This is a genomic window from Allofrancisella guangzhouensis (assembly GCF_000815225.1).
In the GTDB taxonomy this organism is placed as follows: domain Bacteria; phylum Pseudomonadota; class Gammaproteobacteria; order Francisellales; family Francisellaceae; genus Francisella; species Francisella guangzhouensis.
On sequence record NZ_CP010427.1, the window covers coordinates 1,154,899 to 1,171,257 of the forward strand.

The window sequence follows — 16,359 nt, forward strand, 5'->3', positions numbered from 1 at the left end:
AAAATTTAACTAGAAATCTATTAAATATAATATTGCAATTAAAGGTGTATTTGTAGAAATATTTTAAATTTATAATACTTCTAGCTTCACGAAGCTAAGATGGTTGAGTTTTTCAGAATTACCACTAATTGAGATTTATTTATAAAGTAAAAGATAAAATACTAGAATGTATTTGGATTATGAATAAGAAAAAACTAATCTTTTATAAAATTTTCAATATCTGAGATGAGATCTTCTGGTGCATCCTTAGGTGCAAATCGCTCTATAGTCTCACCACCTTTACTAATAAGAAATTTTGTAAAGTTCCATTTTATTCTTTCTGTACCAAGTACACCTTTGGCATGTTCTTTTAAATACACAAACAAAGGTTCAGCATCTTTTCCATTGACCTTTGTTTTTTTCATAATTGGGAAAGTTACATTATACTTAGTTTCACAAAAATTTTTAATTTCTACATCAGATGCTGGCTCTTGACCCCCAAATGAGTTACAAGGAAAAGCTACAACCTCTAAGTCAGGATACTTCTCATATAAATACTGTAAACCTTTATACTGCTTTGTAAAGCCACACTTACTAGCCACGTTTACAACCAATAGAACTTTATCCTTAGGCAAATAAAACTCTGAGCCATCATTTGCTGTTAATTTAAAGTCATAAATATTATTCATTATATTTTCCTTTTATTGTATTCTTTTAAACTTTTCCCTCTAAATTTCTAGAGTTTGAAATTATTACATCAAAGACATTATTTACAAGCTCAGGGGAAACATCATACTGTACAGCTATAGCTTCATGAATTTTTTTAAGTTTCGCCTCTCTATCTGGATCATACACTGCTAAATTATGTTTTTTCTTGTATTTACCTACTTGTTTTACAATTTGTTCTCTTTGGGCTATTAACCTAATTATCTCTTGATCAATATTGGTAATCTTAGTCCTATACTGATCTAAAGATGGTGTATTAGCTCTGCTCATAGCAAATACACTGCACCAACAAATCATTCCTACTATTAGTGCGGTTATAACCTTTTTCATATTTTTTATTACATTTGATATACTTTTGTATACTATAATCTTTTAAAAAGATTTTTAAAAGCCCATAATTACCAAGTTGTTAATAAAATATTTAATTATAATGGCAAAAGATAAGAATCAATTAGATGTTAATACTGAAAATTACTTAAAACCCAAGATATGGAAAGTTTTAAATTGGATGATTTTTTGTTCATTTATGTTTGTACTATGCTCTTATATTAATGCAGTATTTTTTAGTGGTGCTTTTATAGCTACGATTATTGTGTTGCTAACTATTAAACTTTATCTAATAAACAAACTTCCACCTATAAATTTTAGGATTTATATAACAGTTTTCTTTATAATATTTACACTATGCGAATACAACCATTTACAAATTGTATATTATAAATCATTTAAAATAAGTGATCTTGATTATGCTAATTTGATAGCTGACCCTGGAATCTTTGTAGGAGCTTTGTGTAATATAGTTTTTACAACTAAAATCCAAGTAGCTCCTACTTTATTTTTTAGCCAAGAGTTTATAGCTTGGGCTCGATCATATTTACAGGTTTCTTCATCAGAAGTAATCATCCATATTGATGCTATATTTTTTATAATATTTGGTTATATAGTACCAGTATTGATTAATGCTTTTTATGCCATATTTATAGCAACTATATGCGTTAGAGTAAAGCAACTATTTAAAAAATAGTATTATTAAATAACAAAACTCCATGAACCAAATATCATTTAAAAACTATTAGTACTAGTATATTAAATACTATAAACCCTATAAAAGCACTATGACAAAAGCCTGCCATTGGCAGCAAGCACAACATTATTTTCAATTATATATCTGCTATTTTAAAGCTACTCTTTTAAACCCATCTAGCATAAACCACTGTCCCATCTGCTTAGGCTGATTAAAAATTATTCCATGCTTTGTAAATATTTCTTGAACTTCATCTATTTGATTTTCTATTATACCTGATAAAGCAAGTCTTCCACTTTGTTTTAAACTACTTGCTATATTTCCAACTAGGCTTATTAAAACATTTGAAAAAATATTCGCTACTACTAAATCGAATTTCTGAGTGGGTGGATTATCACTAAAATAGGTTTTATCAAAAACATCATTTTCCTTAGCATTTTTTTGTGAAGACTCAATAGAGTTAAGATCTATGTCTATGCCCTCTGCATAACTAGCTCCTAACTTAACAGCGCTTATGGCGAGTATTCCTGTACCACAACCATAATCTAAAACTTGAGAGTCTTTAGTTACATGCTTTTCTAACCATTCAAGACACATCTTAGTTGTCTCGTGGTTACCGCAACCAAAAGCAATGCTGGGATCCACTATTATATACGTGTGTTTATTATCTTCCGGCAGCTCACGCCAGTTTGGATATACTATAATATTTTTACCAATTTTTATCGGCTCATAATCATATAACCAAGCAGCTTCCCATTGTTGATCTTTGATAATTTCATATTCAATTTCACTTTCTAAAATATAATGAAATTGTTTTTTTATATTAGAAACTATAGTGTCTATATCATGGTGATTTTCATATAATACTGTTACTTGTACTATTTCATCAGGCTTATCTACCCTAGTTATAGAACCTGCATTATTATTAAAAAGATGATCTTCTACAAGATCAAAAGAATTAGAGTTTATATTAAATTGTAATTGGTGCCAATGTTGCATTTAGAGCCCTATTTTTGAAATTAATTATATTGAAAACTATTATAAATAATTATGGCTGACTATAAGACCAAAAAAGCCTGTTGGCATCATCACCTGGACTAAACTCACTTTCTCTATTATCTATATATTCACCATACCTGGAGTTTATAAATTGACTATCTGGTGGCACATATGCAGCACCTTCAGCACGTTCTTCTTTAACTTCTGGACCATCATACATATCATATGGATCAGCCGGACGCATATAAGCATAACTCATAACAAAGCTTAATAATCCTACAGAAACCAAAATCAGCTTTTTCATAGCATTTCTCCCTATAGATAATATACATACATTATAACTGTTTTATCATCTTATATGAAAAAAATTTAACTTTTGTAGATAAATTATTTGTTACAATTATCTTTAAATCACCATTACAATAAATAAAATAATGCAAGAATATAGTAAAAAATATAATAAAAAAGCCATTCTCTTAGTTAACCTAGGGACCCCTAATAACTATGATATAAAGTCTATAAGAAACTATCTTAGAGAATTTTTATCTGATCGAAGAGTTATAGAAGCAAACCCTATTTTGTGGAAGCTAGTTTTAAACCTTATAATTCTACCGATACGCTCCAAAAAAAATGTTCATAGTTACAAGCAAGTTTGGAATAGAGAACGTAACAAATCACCATTACTGCTATATACTAAGAATCTAGCTAAAAATTTAAATGAAAAGTTAGAAAATTGTATTGTTAATTACACTATGAGATATGGTAATCCTAATATTGAAACTAAAATCAAAACCCTACAGGAGCAAGGTGTTACCGAAATAGCTATATTTCCATTATACCCACAATATTCTGCTACAACTACAGCTACAGTTTATGACGAAGTATATAGAATTTTAACTAAACTTCGTTGGCAACCAACTATCAAGGGTATAAAACCTTATTATGATAATAAATACTATATTGAAACTATTAGCCAACAAATAAAAAGCTGTTTTCAAAGTTTAAACTATACTCCTGATACCCTACTATTCTCATTTCATGGTTTACCACAAGAATATTTTGACAAAGGTGACCCTTATTACTGCCACTGTCATAAAACTTATCGCTTAGTCAAAGAGGCTTTAGAAAATGAATATCCACATATTAATTTTGGACTATCTTTCCAATCTCGTTTTGGACCTAAAAAATGGTTAGAGCCATATACCACGACAAAATTAGAAGAACTTGCAAAGCAAAATAAAAAAGTTGTACTAATAACTCCGGGGTTTAGTGTTGACTGCTTAGAGACCTTAGAAGAACTTGCTATTACAGAAAAGCGGAATTTCATTAAAAATGGTGGTAAAGAATTTAATTTAATACCATGTTTAAATGACTCTCAAGCTCATGTTGAAATGCTATGTAAAATACTCACTCAAGAATTATGAAAAAAATTGCTATTCATTGGTTTAGACAAGATTTACGCCTAGCTGATAACCCAGCTCTTAATCAGGCAAGCCAAGCTGATGAAACCATTACTATTTATATATTTGACAAAAAATACCCAATTGGTGGAGCAAGTAAACTATGGTTGCACTACTCATTAACAAAGCTAAATGAATCACTTGATAACAAACTAAATATCTACAAAGGTGATCCTCTTAGAATTATAAAAGAGCTTATTCAAAAGAATAAAGTTACTGGTTTTTATTGGAATCGGTGTTATGACAAATATAGCATAGATAGAGATACTCAAATTAAGCAACTTCTCCAAGAACATAATGTAAATGTAAAAAGTTTCAATGGTAGTCTACTTATAGAACCGTGGGAGTGTATAAAATCAGATAATTCACACTATAAAGTTTACACACCATTTTACAAAGAATTAATAAAAATTAGAAAATATAGACCAAATATTGCAAAACCAAAATTTAACAGTCTTAAGAAATTAAACGATTCTAATGATATAGCTTCTCTTGAGCTGTTAGAACCAAAACATTCATGGCAAGAAATTATTAAGCAATGGAATGTAGGTGAAGAAATGGCTATTAATATATTGAAACAATTTTTAGATAAAAAAATTAAAGGCTACAAAATAGCTCGTGACTATATGAGTTTAGATGCAACGTCAACTTTGTCACCATATTTACACTTTGGTGAAATATCTCCAAATCAGATCTATAATACAGTGCAAAACTTAAATTCAATAAATAAAAATGAAGAGTATTTTATGAAAGAGTTAGCTTGGCGTGATTTTTGTTATTACCAAACTTACTACTACCCTAATTTAGACCATAGAAATATCAACTCCAAATTTGATAAAATTGAATGGCAAAATAACCAAAGTCTACTGAAAAAATGGCAACAAGGACAAACTGGCATACCTATAGTTGATGCAGGAATGCGACAACTTTGGCAAACCGGTTATATGCACAACCGTGTACGCATGATTGTAGCTAGCTTTTTAACTAAAAATTGCCTTATACATTGGAAAGAAGGAGAAAAGTGGTTTTTTGACACTCTTTTTGATGCGGATTTTGCCAGTAATAACGCTAACTGGCAATGGGTAGCTGGTTGCGGGCTTGATGCTGCACCTTATTTTAGAATATTCAATCCAGTTCTGCAAGCAGAAAAGTTTGAAGCTTATAGCTACATCCGTAAATATGTATCTGAGCTAAAAGATTTACCAGATAAATATTTAGCAAAGCCATGGGAAGCTAGTGAGGCTGTGCTAAAAGAAGCTAAAATAACTCTTGGTAAAAATTACTCAAAACCTATAATCAATCTCAAAGCGTCTAGAGATAGAGCTATAGATATGTATAAAAAGCTCTAAAAAATAATCTAATGCTATATAAAATTTAACGTTATAAAAATTTTTTTATCATATCTAAAATATCTCTAGCTATTTGTTGCTTAGATTTATATTCAAACTCAAAATAACTATTTTCCTTGGAAAAGATAGTTACACTACTATTATCTTCACCTAAAACACTAGTTGAGTTTGCAACTATCATATTTAAATTTTTCTTTTCTAACTTTGCTTTAGCATACTGCAGGATATTTTGAGATTCAGCGGCAAAACCAACAGCAAAGATATCAGGGTATTTTTTTTTGCAATTAGCTAAAATATCAGGGTTTTTCACAAATTCTAAAATCAAAGTTTCACTATCTTTTTTTATTTTATGCTTAGATTGTTGTTTTATTTTATAATCAGCTACTGCTGCACATCCTATAAATATATCTTTGTCTTTTGCTAGTTCTAACATAGAGATGTTCATATTATCAGCACTTAATGTCTCAACTATTTTTAAGTTATGGTGACTAATACTAAAATCTATAGTTGTTTTAGCTTTTAAAACAATAACTTGCGCTCCTCTTAGTAAAAGCTCTTTGACTAGTTCAAATCCCATTTTACCAGAACTATAGTTAGATAAATATCGAACACCATCTATATCCTCAACCGTCGCGCCAACTGTTATTAATACCTTTTTATCTATAAAATCCTGCGGTACTGTTAGTAGCTTAAACAACTTCTCAGGCTCTTGTAATCTGCCATATCCGATATCGCCGCAAGCCTGTAACCCCTGATCAGGAGTAATTATATTAAACCCCAAATTTTGTAATTTAAGTATATTATCTTGAGTAAGTTTGTTTTGCCACATATTTATATTCATAGCTGGCGCTATATAAACCTTAGAATTATTATTATTTGCAAGTAAACACTGACTTAATAAATCACTAGCAAAACCAGTAGCAAATTTAGCTATAATATTAGCAGATGCTGGCGCTACTACTATTTTATCTGCCCAACGTGGTAAGTTTATATGAGCCATAGTTTGTTCATATGAATACATATCTAAGTTATAATCAGTATAAACTGGACAACCTAAAGCAACTAAAAGCTCTGGCTTAATAAATTCTAACCCACCTTTTGTAATAATTGCTTTACACTCATAGCCATCTTTTATAAAGAAACGTATGAGGTTAATAGCTTTAAAAGCAGATACACTACCTGTTATACCAAACAGAATTTTATTAGACATTTTTAACTCACTAAATTAGTTGTTATTTTATAGAATGCGTTTTCTTTTATAAAAAAATATTATCATTAATACCATAACAGCTATAGCTACTGCCATAGTGTTTATCTTACTTCTAAAAGAATTTTCATCTGTAATCCAATATGCAAGTAATATACCAAAAAAGATACTACTAGTTCGACCTAACGCAAAAATCATATTACAAGAAAGAGATCTAATTTCTGTAGGAAATTCTCCTGCAGCATATTGAGCCCACATTATATTATAACCACCTCCTATTAAACCTATAGTTATTCCATAAATAAATATCGTAGCTGAAGATATATATCTATACATAAATATACTTAATAAAAAGATCGCTATATTTACTACAAAAAACAAGTTTGGTGATTTAAAAAACTGGTTGTAAATACCGCTTAAAATACAACTTATAATATTTCCAGTAAAAAAGCCAAATAGGAATACTTTTACTAAAGTAGCAAAATCAATATCTGAAGCGATAAATTTTATTAGAGCAAACATTACAGTTATCACAAAAAAATACGGTATAGTAATTAAAAAATTTAGCAGTAATGGTTTAGTATATTTTTTAAATAAAAAGAATATATTTCCAGCATTTTTAAACCTCTCAGACATATATAGCTGAATGAAATAAGGAGATTCTTCTAATACTTTCCTAACAGCATATATCCCTAAGCCAGCAACACCCCCGAATATAAACATAAATTTATAAGAAAAAACTCCCAAAAATGTTGCTACAATTCCTCCAAGAACTCCTAATATATACAAGAGACTCATTCCCCAAGCAGCTAATTTAGGCGGAAAAAATTCAACTATAAGTACCGTTGATACTGCAAACTCACTAGCTAATCCTAGATAGGCCAAAAATCTTAAAAACAAAAAAACATAAATATTGCCCACAAATATCGTTAATATGGTAGTCACAGAATAAAGCAATATACTGTATTTAATTACTGTAATTCTACCAAATCTATCTGCTAATATCCCAAATAATATTGCTCCTATTAATATACCTGCCATTTGCACATTATTGGTTAGGTAATACATCTGTTGTATAGATGTTGAATTTAAAATACCAAACTGTTCTTTGAATAAGTCTACATAAGAAACGCTCATTACAGTTAAATCATAAAAATCTATAAAATAGCCTAAGCATAAAATAGCAAGAATCCATTTAGTATTTTTTTTCATATGAATGAATATAATTTAATAAAACTAAAATAGTATTATAAGAGGAAAAGGTTTATATAGCTATAGCCAATCTATTATAAAGTATTAATACGTGAGAATGATCTAGTAGCTTCATGGAGAATTAGCAATATCAATCAACGATGATGTTTTTTTTATTAGCCGTTGCTTTACAAAAAGCTATATATCTTTTATCAGTTACAATCCAGTAAAATATAGCTCCAACAAAACCTACTAATGGATAATTATTAACAGGGGCGACTATAGCTAAAAATATCATAAATGGAAGGATTAAATACGCTAAGCTTTTTAAGCCTACTCTTTTGTATTCTATACTCCCATATATAGTCATTAGTATCACTAAAACTATACTCATATTAATATTTGTTTGAACTTCAATGGTATTTAAAAGCAAAGTTAAAAGTACAAATACTGCAAGACCGAACAGTCGTGTACGTGGTACTAAAGCTCCCATACTAATTGGAGCTGCCATATAGCCTATTATATGAAGACCTGTTACAACTATCATTAGGCCTGTCCAATTATCTGAAAACAATAGAAATATCGCTGATAAGCAAAAATTAGCAAGTAATGATCTTCTAGAAACGTTAACTTTTGGGGTTATTTTTGCGAAAAATCTTGGCATTTGACCTTCAGAAGACATCGCATAAAGCATTCTAGAAGATGCTCCTAAATAACTATAACCTGTAGCAGATGGACTTACAATACTATCAGCAACCAGTAAGAAGGCTATATAACCTAAGCCTAACATAGTAGCTAACTGTAATAATGGAGATTCAAAGTCTAGACCTGCCCAACCACCTTTTTCAACTAAATAACTATGTGGTACTGCTTGCATAAAAGCATATTGTAAAGCCATATATAAAGCCAATACCAAAACTAATGCTATTATAATTGCTAGAGGTACGTTTCTACTGGGATTTTTAACTTCACTGGCATAAGCTACTACTGTTTGGAAACCATTAAAAGAATATATCAAACCACCTGCAACAATAGCAGTTAAAGCGCTAGAAAATCCAAAATCATTATTAGGAATTTCTGGAGAAAACATACTAATGTGATTATTACTATGTGTGACAGCGTAGATGGTAAATATTATTACGATAAGAACTGGCACAAACATCTTAAATATTGTGATAGCATTATTTACTTTAGATAGAAGCTTAACTCCATAAAAATTAACTAATAAATATAAAACTAAAATAAATAATGCTAAAAGTTCTCCTAAAAATGTAAGTTTATTATCTGCCATAAGCCAGCTCATACTTTCTACACCAGCAAGATATTGAGTAGTAGCTAAAGCTTCTGTAGATATGACTACTACAATCCCAAACCAGTTTGCAAATGCAAATGGCATAGCGAAAATACTATTATGAGAAATAGCACTAGACCTAGTTGTAGCACCTCGCACAGGGTACATAGCAACAACTTTACTTAAACATAGTGCTATTATTAACACAATACAGGCTGCTAAAATCCATGCTAGAAATGCCCAATTACCAGCATTTTTAACTGTCAATTGAGCACTAAATAGCCAACCTGAACCAACCATACTAGTTGCACCTATAAGAATCGCGCTAAACAGCGACATCTTTTTATGATTATCACTATCCTTCATATATCACTTCCTTATGATTTATTTTGATGGAGAACCCTAAATTAAGTTAAGTTTTATTAAAAATAAGTATTATAAGATTAAATTAGCACTGTTATATTTAATTTGCAATATTTTTTACTCCTCTAAACTCATCAAAGATGCATTTCCACCTGAGGCAGTGGTATCGATGCTAACAGATTTTTCCACTACAAATCTGCGTAAATAAAGTGGTGATGCCGTCTCTATAGCAAGCTTCGTACATTTACCACCCTTGTGAACGCTCTCAGCAACAAAAGGTATAATAGCTCCTCGACGCAGTGCCAAAGCTTGATGAACTTGTTTTACAGCAGATATGCTACCAGAGAAAGTTACTAGCGATATTTTACTATTAAACAATAATGCTGAAGTGACTTCTTCTGTATCAGATAAAATTAGCTGTATAACCTTTGAGCTTATACCAGCTTTTAACATTAATTTAACAACATGATAAGCCGTGAGATTACCTGTGTATGCTGGTTTTGCTACCACAGTGTTGCCAGCAAGTATAGCAGCGCTAGCTTGACCTACAAACCTTATAAGAGCATCATCACTAGAACACATACTTACAACAACACCTCTGCCTTTCAAGCTTAGTTCATCAATCTCACCAGTCGGTCCTGATAATCGTTTGGGCTGAGTAAACTCTTTTCTAGCTTGTAAACAATAATACGCTACTTGCTGTATAGTCTTATCTATTTGAGTATGTGCATCTTCTACTGACACTTTTGATTCTGTTATCAAACTAGCAGCAATCACATAACGATCTTTTTCTAATAAATCTAAAAATTTCTCTATAAGCTCTGCCCTTATTCCAGCATTTACGTTACTCCACTGATCAGCTTCAAAGCAGGCTAACTCAATCGCTTTATCTACAGTGTCAACTGTTGCTTGAGATACTTTGCCTATAACATTCCCACTAGAATCTTTTAGATCATTAATAATATTTTTACGTAAAGTGAAGCCGTTAATAATACTAGCAATACTGTGTTTATTCTTTATATACTTGCTAGTCAATTTCTCATCCATAGCTATTTTTTCAGGGTTATAAACCTTCTCAGAAGCTCTCACACTAGATAACTTCTCATTTGCTAATCTATGCATATAGAAAGGTCCTCCTGCTTTAGGACCGGTACCTGATTTGCCTTGACCGCCAAATGGTTGCACCCCTACAACCGCTCCAACCATATTTCTATTAACATAAACATTGCCAGCTTTAATATGGTTTTTAACATAGTTCATAACTTCATTTATTCTACTATGCACACCAGCTGTTAGACCGTATCCTGTAAAATTAATACCTCTTATAAGTTGCGGTAACTGGTTTGCTTTAAATCTAAGGATATGTAAGACTGGACCAAACTGCTCCCTACCTAAATCTGATAATTTATTTATCTCAAAAGCTACCGGCATTACAAATGTGCCTTTTTGAGTACTTTCATTAACAGGTAGTTGATACACTAATTTAAATTTAGATTTTTTATCTTCAATATACGCATTAAGGCTATCAGCAGCTTCTTTATCTATAACAGGACCAACGTCTGTATCTATATATTTAGAATCTCCAACCTTAAGCTCTTTCATAGCCCCTACTATCATTTTTATATAATTATCAGCTATATCTTCTTGCAAACATAATACACGTAAAGCAGAACATCTCTGACCAGCACTATCAAAAGCTGATTTAATAACATCTGCAGTAACCTGCTCTGGTAAAGAAGATGAATCAACAATCATAGCATTTTGGCCACCTGTTTCGGCTATAATAGGTATTATTTCGCTTTCTCTACTTGCTAAATTTTGATTTATAATAGCTGCTACTTCAGTTGATCCTGTAAAGATCACTCCTTTACAAATTGAGCTTTTAACCAAAGCACTACCAACTATCTCGCCAGCACCTGGTACAAATTGTAAGACTTTTTTAGGCAAGCCAGCTTTAAATAAAAGTTTAACAGCTTTATAAGCAATTATAGGTGTTTGTTCAGCAGGTTTTGCTACTACAGTATTACCAGCTGCTAAGCAAGCTGTAATTTGACCCAAGAAAATAGCTAATGGAAAATTCCAAGGGCTTATACATACCATAGGACCTCTACCACTAAACTCTATTTGTTTTAGATTTTCTGATAAGGCTGGTAATTGAATTGGGTCACTAAACTCCTCTCTTGCTTGAGCTGCATAATAACGACAAAAATCAACTGCTTCTCGGACTTCATCTATAGCGTTACTTAAAGTTTTACCGGCTTCAATCATAGCTATAGCTATAAACTCATTAGCATTTTTCTCTAATAAATTAGCAAATTTTTCTAAAATATCTGCTCTTTGAGAAGCTGGTGTATTATTCCATTGTTCAAATACTTCGTTAGCATTTTTAAGTGCTTTTTTCGCAATTTTTGCATCAGCATTTATTACATACCCTATAGTTTCATTAGTGTTAGGATTTATAACACTTTCACAGTTTCCATCCTGCTCTTTTATATCTGAAACTATTGGTTTAGCTTTATAAGTGCTTTTAGAGGTATACTTTTCAATTTCTTTATACATATCCTCTAAAACAGCAAAATCATTAGTATTATAACCTTTTGAATTAAGTCTAGGAGCTACAATATCTTTTGGATATGGAATATTTGGATGCTGACCACAGCCATGGTTTATAGCTTTTTTAACCGGGTCCTCTATTAACTCTTCTATAGGTAAATTTTCATCTACAATTCTATTTACAAATGAGCTATTTGCACCATTTTCAAGTAACCTTCTTACTAAATAAGCTAATAAATGTTTATGTCCACCAACTGGCGCATATATCCTACAGGGAATATCTTGATATTCTAGATTACCAACGATATTGTCATATAAAGTATCCCCCATTCCATGTAAACATTGAAACTCAAAATCTTTGTTACCATTAGATAATTCTAAAACGACCGCTACAGTTTGAGCATTGTGTGTTGCAAATTGCGGATAAAGATATTTATGGTTTTCAAAAAGCTGTTTGATACATGCCTGATAAGACACATCTGTATGGTATTTACGCGTAAACACAGGATAACCTTCCAAACTTCGCTCTTGTGCGTGTTTAATCTCAGCATCCCAATATGCTCCTTTCACAAGTCTAACCATAAATCTTCTATTGGTTTTTTTAGCTAAATTAGCTAAATACTCTACTACATACGGAGCCCTTTTTTGATACGCTTGTACTACAATACCAATACCATCAAAACCATCCAGTGAAGACTCATGAGCTAGCCTTTCAACCAGTTCTAGTGATACTTGTAACCTTTCTGTTTCCTCTGCATCAATATTCATACCCACATTGTATTCTTTAGCTAACTGTGTTAGTTTGAGTAGCTTTGGATAAAGCTCGGTATGGACTCTCTCATGCTTAGCTACTTCATAACGTGGATGTAAAGCAGATAGTTTTACTGAAATACCAGGATTTTTCTTAATTTTTTCATGCTTAGCATACTTTGCTAATTGATTAATAGCACATAAATATTGCTGATAATAATATTCAGCATCTTCCATAGTCATAGCAGCTTCACCAAGCATATCATATGAATAAGTATAACCTTTCTCAACTTTAGTTTGAGAAATCTTTAAAGCTTCCTCTATAGTTTCTCCAAGAACATACTGTCTACCGACTATCTTCATGGCTTGCTTCATAGCTTGACGAATCACAGGCTCACTAGTTCTTTTGACAAAATTTTGGAATATTTTACGAAAAGATTTTTTAGCATCTTTTAGAATTTTTCCTGTAAGTATTAAACTCCAAGTGGCTGCGTTAACAAATAGGTGCTTTTCTATACCAACATGCTCTTTCCAAGCGGCGCTTGTAAGCTTATCCTTGATCAATAAATCTATAGTGTAAGTATCTGGTACTCTTAATAAAGCTTCTGCTAAACACATAAGTACTATTCCTTCTTCAGAAGACAAGTCATACTCAATCATAAAAGCATCTATACCAGACTTTTTAAGCCTATTTTTCCTAACTTTTGATACCAAGTCATAAGCAACTTCTCTAACTTTAGCTTTTTGAACACTCGATATCTCAGCCTTTTTAACCAACTCTGTTATAGCTTGTTTTTCATCTGTCAACCAAAAGTTAGATATACACATTATTTCTTTTGAAATAGGATAGTTACCTGTATGATTCAATAATTTATTCATATGCAAAAGTCCTCTATTTAAAGTTTTCTACATTAAACTTCTTTTTTTCCTCGATTATCTTATTAATTAGCTCTTGAAATTTCTCTGGGGGTTTCACACCTTTAAATAACCAGTCAAACATATCGTTATCTTCACTTGTCAAAAATTCAATAAATAATTTTTTATTAGCTATATCTTCTTTCATATAACAGTTATCCAAATATGGTGCCAACATAATATCAAGTTCTAGCATGCCTCTACGTGCAGAGTACTTAATTTTGTTTATAGAGCTAAATATCTGATCATTATTTTTTATTAGCATTTTACAAAAATGATTGATATACGTAGATTTGGTTAGTTTATACTATAGAATCTCCGCCACCAAGAATAATAAGTTAAATTATTTCTAAAATGGCTCTTTTAATTATAGTAATATTTTTGTATCATTTTTAACAAAATTTAATAATTTCAGTTTATTAATATCTTTTCTAATATATTTTTATAAAAAAATAAGGATCAAAATCTAATGGCAATTAGTCAAAGTGCAATTAAAATACTTGAGCAAATCGATGAGTTAGACTTATTTAGTAATGTTTGTGATGAATGGTCAACTTTACTAAATGAACCTGATAATGAAATAAAAATCAAAAAACTTTACTCTGCTCTAGTCAAAGAAAGTGTTCGCCGCGAAACAGCTGAAAGACTAGCTAAAGATGCAAAATCATATTGTGATCTTATTCAAGAGCAAACAAAACAAAGAATTTCAGATCTAAAAGAAAGCTTAGAAAGTCAAATCACCTTTTTAACGCAACAAATCAAATCTCTAAAAGAAGAATCCGCTAAAAATCTAGACTACTACCGAAACGAACTAAAAAAAGCTACGAAAAATTTAGTGGAAAATAAAAGCTAAACTATAAATTTTTCTAGTTCGCTTTGATGTTTAGACATTAACTCTAGATTTCCTGAAAAGTTTATTAAAATAAAATTTAGCTGACCATTGTCATTTTTTTTATCAATTAACATAGCATCTAAATACTCGTTTTTATTTATATTTTTAGGAAATTCTATAGACACACCAAAACTAGTTATAAAATTTTTAGCTACTTTAGCTTTTTGACAATCAATGATACCCAAATAACAGGAGAAATCTATAGCTTGCGCCATACCAACACCTACTGCTTCTCCATGTCTTAAACCTTTATAATTTTGGCATTTTTCTATAGCATGACCAAAAGTGTGCCCAAAATTTAATATTGCTCTTGCTCCAGTTAGCTCTTTTTCATCTTTAGCAACCACTTGAGCTTTTATTTGGCAACTTTTTTTTAACATCTCTATAAGAGTTACGGTATCTTTTTGCAGGATTTTTTGTCTATTAGATTTTAACCAGGTGTAAAAATCGCTAGAAATGAAACCATATTTTATAACCTCTGCCATACCAGAGACATATTCTCTGTCAGGTAAGGTTTTATAAAATTCTATTGAGGTATAAACTAATTTAGGTTGGTAAAAGGCTCCTATCATATTTTTACCCAGAGGATGATTTATAGCGGTCTTACCACCTACAGATGAATCAACTTGAGATAGTAAAGTTGTTGGAATTTGTACAAAACTCACACCTCTTTGGTATACAGCAGCTGCAAATCCCGTGATATCTCCTACTACACCTCCACCTAATGCTATAAGAACTGTAGATGCTCGAGTAAATTTATGAGTTAATAGTGAGCTTAGAATCTTATCTAAACTTTGCTGAGATTTATATTGTTCACCATCCTCTAAAATACAAGTTTTATGATCTGTCACTACATTTTTTATGCCACCTAAGAAAACATCAAGATATAACTTTTGTATTGTTGTGTTAGTAACTACTAAAACTTGTTTATTAGTGATAACAGGATAAATATGAGAAAAATCTAAACAAGAATCTATTAGTATATTATAACTATCACTAAATGTAGGGTTTACTTGTAATTTGTCTATCACAATATTGATTCTTCTACTAAAAACGTAGATATTTTGTTTACTATATTTTTAACTGTAGCTCCATTTGTCTCAACAACAACATCAGCTATGCTTCTATATAATGGCTCTCTTTCCTCCATAAGCTTTTCTAAAACTGGCTTTTTATCATCAACTCTTAGAAGAGGTCTCTTTGTGTCTTTAGCTGTTCTTTCTAACTGTTGATCTATAGTTGCTTCAAGGTAAACAACTTTTCCACGAGATGATAGTAATGATCTAGTATCTGGGTCTAATATAGCACCCCCACCTGTAGCTAAAACAATATTTTGCTTCTCTGCTAGAATTTCTGCTATAACATCTCTTTCACGATTACGGAAACCCTCTTCACCTTCTAGATCAAATATCCAGTTAATATCAACTCCACACTTTCTTTCTATAGTTTCATCCGAATCAATAAACTCTAGTTTTAATTCTTTTGCTAACTGTTTACCTATAGTGGATTTACCAGCACCTACTGGCCCTATTAAGAATATATTTTTTGTTCTTATCATTTTTGACTCAAAATTATAAGTTAATTGTACACTGTGATAGTTAGTACTAATCACCCCTTTAAATAATAAATTATAGGTAAATAAGATACCTAAAGCTTTAGT

Annotated in this window: 15 protein-coding genes; 4 read left to right on the forward strand and 11 right to left on the reverse strand. The window is 31.0% G+C overall.

Features of this window, described 5'->3' with window-relative positions; genetic code table 11:
* Window positions 1-194 precede the first annotated feature (194 nt).
* Together SD28_RS05430 and SD28_RS05435 are read right to left on the reverse strand one after the other, a co-directional pair.
* Window positions 195-668, reverse strand: coding sequence for a glutathione peroxidase (locus SD28_RS05430; RefSeq protein ID WP_039124881.1), 474 nt, complete (start codon window positions 666-668; stop codon window positions 195-197).
* 25 nt (window positions 669-693) lie between these two features.
* Window positions 694-1,035 carry a chorismate mutase gene (locus SD28_RS05435; RefSeq protein ID WP_039124884.1) on the reverse strand — a complete coding sequence of 114 codons (342 nt, stop codon included), beginning with the start codon at window positions 1,033-1,035 and terminating at the stop codon, window positions 694-696.
* 100 nt (window positions 1,036-1,135) lie between these two features.
* Here SD28_RS05435 and SD28_RS05440 point away from each other — a divergent pair, with 100 nt between their 5' ends.
* Window positions 1,136-1,729, forward strand: coding sequence for a hypothetical protein (locus SD28_RS05440; RefSeq protein WP_052251878.1), 594 nt, complete (start codon window positions 1,136-1,138; stop codon window positions 1,727-1,729).
* 147 nt (window positions 1,730-1,876) lie between these two features.
* On the opposite strand, the gene prmA is transcribed toward SD28_RS05440, so the two are convergent.
* Window positions 1,877-2,728: a 50S ribosomal protein L11 methyltransferase gene (prmA, locus tag SD28_RS05445; RefSeq protein WP_039124886.1), complete on the reverse strand. Its 852-nt coding sequence runs from the start codon at window positions 2,726-2,728 to the stop codon at window positions 1,877-1,879.
* Window positions 2,729-2,777: 49 nt separating this feature from the next.
* Window positions 2,778-3,032 carry a hypothetical protein gene (locus SD28_RS05450; protein ID WP_039124888.1) on the reverse strand — a complete coding sequence of 85 codons (255 nt, stop codon included), beginning with the start codon at window positions 3,030-3,032 and terminating at the stop codon, window positions 2,778-2,780.
* A 130-nt stretch (window positions 3,033-3,162) separates the two neighbouring features.
* Between SD28_RS05450 and hemH the strand changes: the two genes are divergently transcribed.
* Both hemH and SD28_RS05460 read left to right on the forward strand, forming a co-directional pair.
* On the forward strand, window positions 3,163-4,152 hold the full coding sequence (hemH, locus tag SD28_RS05455) for a ferrochelatase (RefSeq protein ID WP_039124891.1): 990 nt from the start codon (window positions 3,163-3,165) through the stop codon (window positions 4,150-4,152).
* Entirely contained in the window at window positions 4,146-5,537 is a 1,392-nt protein-coding gene (locus SD28_RS05460) for a cryptochrome/photolyase family protein (RefSeq protein ID WP_039124892.1), read from the forward strand. Before hemH ends, SD28_RS05460 begins: the two co-directional genes overlap by 7 nt.
* Window positions 5,538-5,568: 31 nt before the next feature.
* On the opposite strand, the gene coaBC is transcribed toward SD28_RS05460, so the two are convergent.
* The 5 genes from coaBC to SD28_RS05485 form a co-directional block, all read right to left on the reverse strand.
* Window positions 5,569-6,747, reverse strand: a complete 1,179-nt coding sequence (gene coaBC / locus SD28_RS05465; RefSeq protein ID WP_039124894.1) for a bifunctional phosphopantothenoylcysteine decarboxylase/phosphopantothenate--cysteine ligase CoaBC — start codon at window positions 6,745-6,747, stop codon at window positions 5,569-5,571.
* Window positions 6,748-6,774: 27 nt separating this feature from the next.
* Complete coding sequence (locus SD28_RS05470; protein WP_039124895.1) at window positions 6,775-7,956, reverse strand: MFS transporter; 1,182 nt, start codon at window positions 7,954-7,956, stop codon at window positions 6,775-6,777.
* Window positions 7,957-8,086: 130 nt separating this feature from the next.
* Window positions 8,087-9,592, reverse strand: a complete 1,506-nt coding sequence (locus SD28_RS05475) for an APC family permease (protein WP_039124896.1) — start codon at window positions 9,590-9,592, stop codon at window positions 8,087-8,089.
* A gap of 114 nt (window positions 9,593-9,706) precedes the next feature.
* Window positions 9,707-13,771: a bifunctional proline dehydrogenase/L-glutamate gamma-semialdehyde dehydrogenase PutA gene (gene putA / locus SD28_RS05480; protein WP_039124898.1), complete on the reverse strand. Its 4,065-nt coding sequence runs from the start codon at window positions 13,769-13,771 to the stop codon at window positions 9,707-9,709.
* A 13-nt stretch (window positions 13,772-13,784) separates the two neighbouring features.
* Window positions 13,785-14,072, reverse strand: coding sequence for an FAD assembly factor SdhE (locus tag SD28_RS05485; protein ID WP_039124900.1), 288 nt, complete (start codon window positions 14,070-14,072; stop codon window positions 13,785-13,787).
* Window positions 14,073-14,276: 204 nt separating this feature from the next.
* On the opposite strand from SD28_RS05485, the gene SD28_RS05490 reads away from it, so the two are divergent.
* Window positions 14,277-14,660, forward strand: a complete 384-nt coding sequence (locus SD28_RS05490; RefSeq protein WP_039124902.1) for a hypothetical protein — start codon at window positions 14,277-14,279, stop codon at window positions 14,658-14,660.
* Here SD28_RS05490 and aroB read toward each other — a convergent pair.
* Both aroB and aroK read right to left on the reverse strand, forming a co-directional pair.
* Window positions 14,657-15,730, reverse strand: a complete 1,074-nt coding sequence (aroB, locus tag SD28_RS05495; RefSeq protein WP_039124904.1) for a 3-dehydroquinate synthase — start codon at window positions 15,728-15,730, stop codon at window positions 14,657-14,659. The genes SD28_RS05490 and aroB overlap by 4 nt on opposite strands.
* Entirely contained in the window at window positions 15,727-16,257 is a 531-nt protein-coding gene (gene aroK, locus SD28_RS05500) for a shikimate kinase AroK (protein ID WP_039125818.1), read from the reverse strand. The genes aroB and aroK overlap by 4 nt, the downstream gene beginning before the upstream one ends.
* Between the last annotated feature and the right edge of the window lie 102 nt (window positions 16,258-16,359).

Coding starts and splice junctions, on each gene's coding strand:
- SD28_RS05430 (WP_039124881.1), bottom strand. CDS start 668: ATGAATAATATTTATGACTTTAAATTAACAGCAAATGATGGCTCAGAG.
- SD28_RS05450 (WP_039124888.1), bottom strand. CDS start 3,032: ATGAAAAAGCTGATTTTGGTTTCTGTAGGATTATTAAGCTTTGTTATG.
- SD28_RS05435 (WP_039124884.1), bottom strand. CDS start 1,035: ATGAAAAAGGTTATAACCGCACTAATAGTAGGAATGATTTGTTGGTGC.
- putA (WP_039124898.1), bottom strand. CDS start 13,771: ATGAATAAATTATTGAATCATACAGGTAACTATCCTATTTCAAAAGAA.
- SD28_RS05440 (WP_052251878.1), top strand. CDS start 1,136: ATGGCAAAAGATAAGAATCAATTAGATGTTAATACTGAAAATTACTTA.
- SD28_RS05490 (WP_039124902.1), top strand. CDS start 14,277: ATGGCAATTAGTCAAAGTGCAATTAAAATACTTGAGCAAATCGATGAG.
- SD28_RS05475 (WP_039124896.1), bottom strand. CDS start 9,592: ATGAAGGATAGTGATAATCATAAAAAGATGTCGCTGTTTAGCGCGATT.
- SD28_RS05485 (WP_039124900.1), bottom strand. CDS start 14,072: ATGCTAATAAAAAATAATGATCAGATATTTAGCTCTATAAACAAAATT.
- prmA (WP_039124886.1), bottom strand. CDS start 2,728: ATGCAACATTGGCACCAATTACAATTTAATATAAACTCTAATTCTTTT.
- hemH (WP_039124891.1), top strand. CDS start 3,163: ATGCAAGAATATAGTAAAAAATATAATAAAAAAGCCATTCTCTTAGTT.
- aroK (WP_039125818.1), bottom strand. CDS start 16,257: ATGATAAGAACAAAAAATATATTCTTAATAGGGCCAGTAGGTGCTGGT.
- coaBC (WP_039124894.1), bottom strand. CDS start 6,747: ATGTCTAATAAAATTCTGTTTGGTATAACAGGTAGTGTATCTGCTTTT.
- SD28_RS05470 (WP_039124895.1), bottom strand. CDS start 7,956: ATGAAAAAAAATACTAAATGGATTCTTGCTATTTTATGCTTAGGCTAT.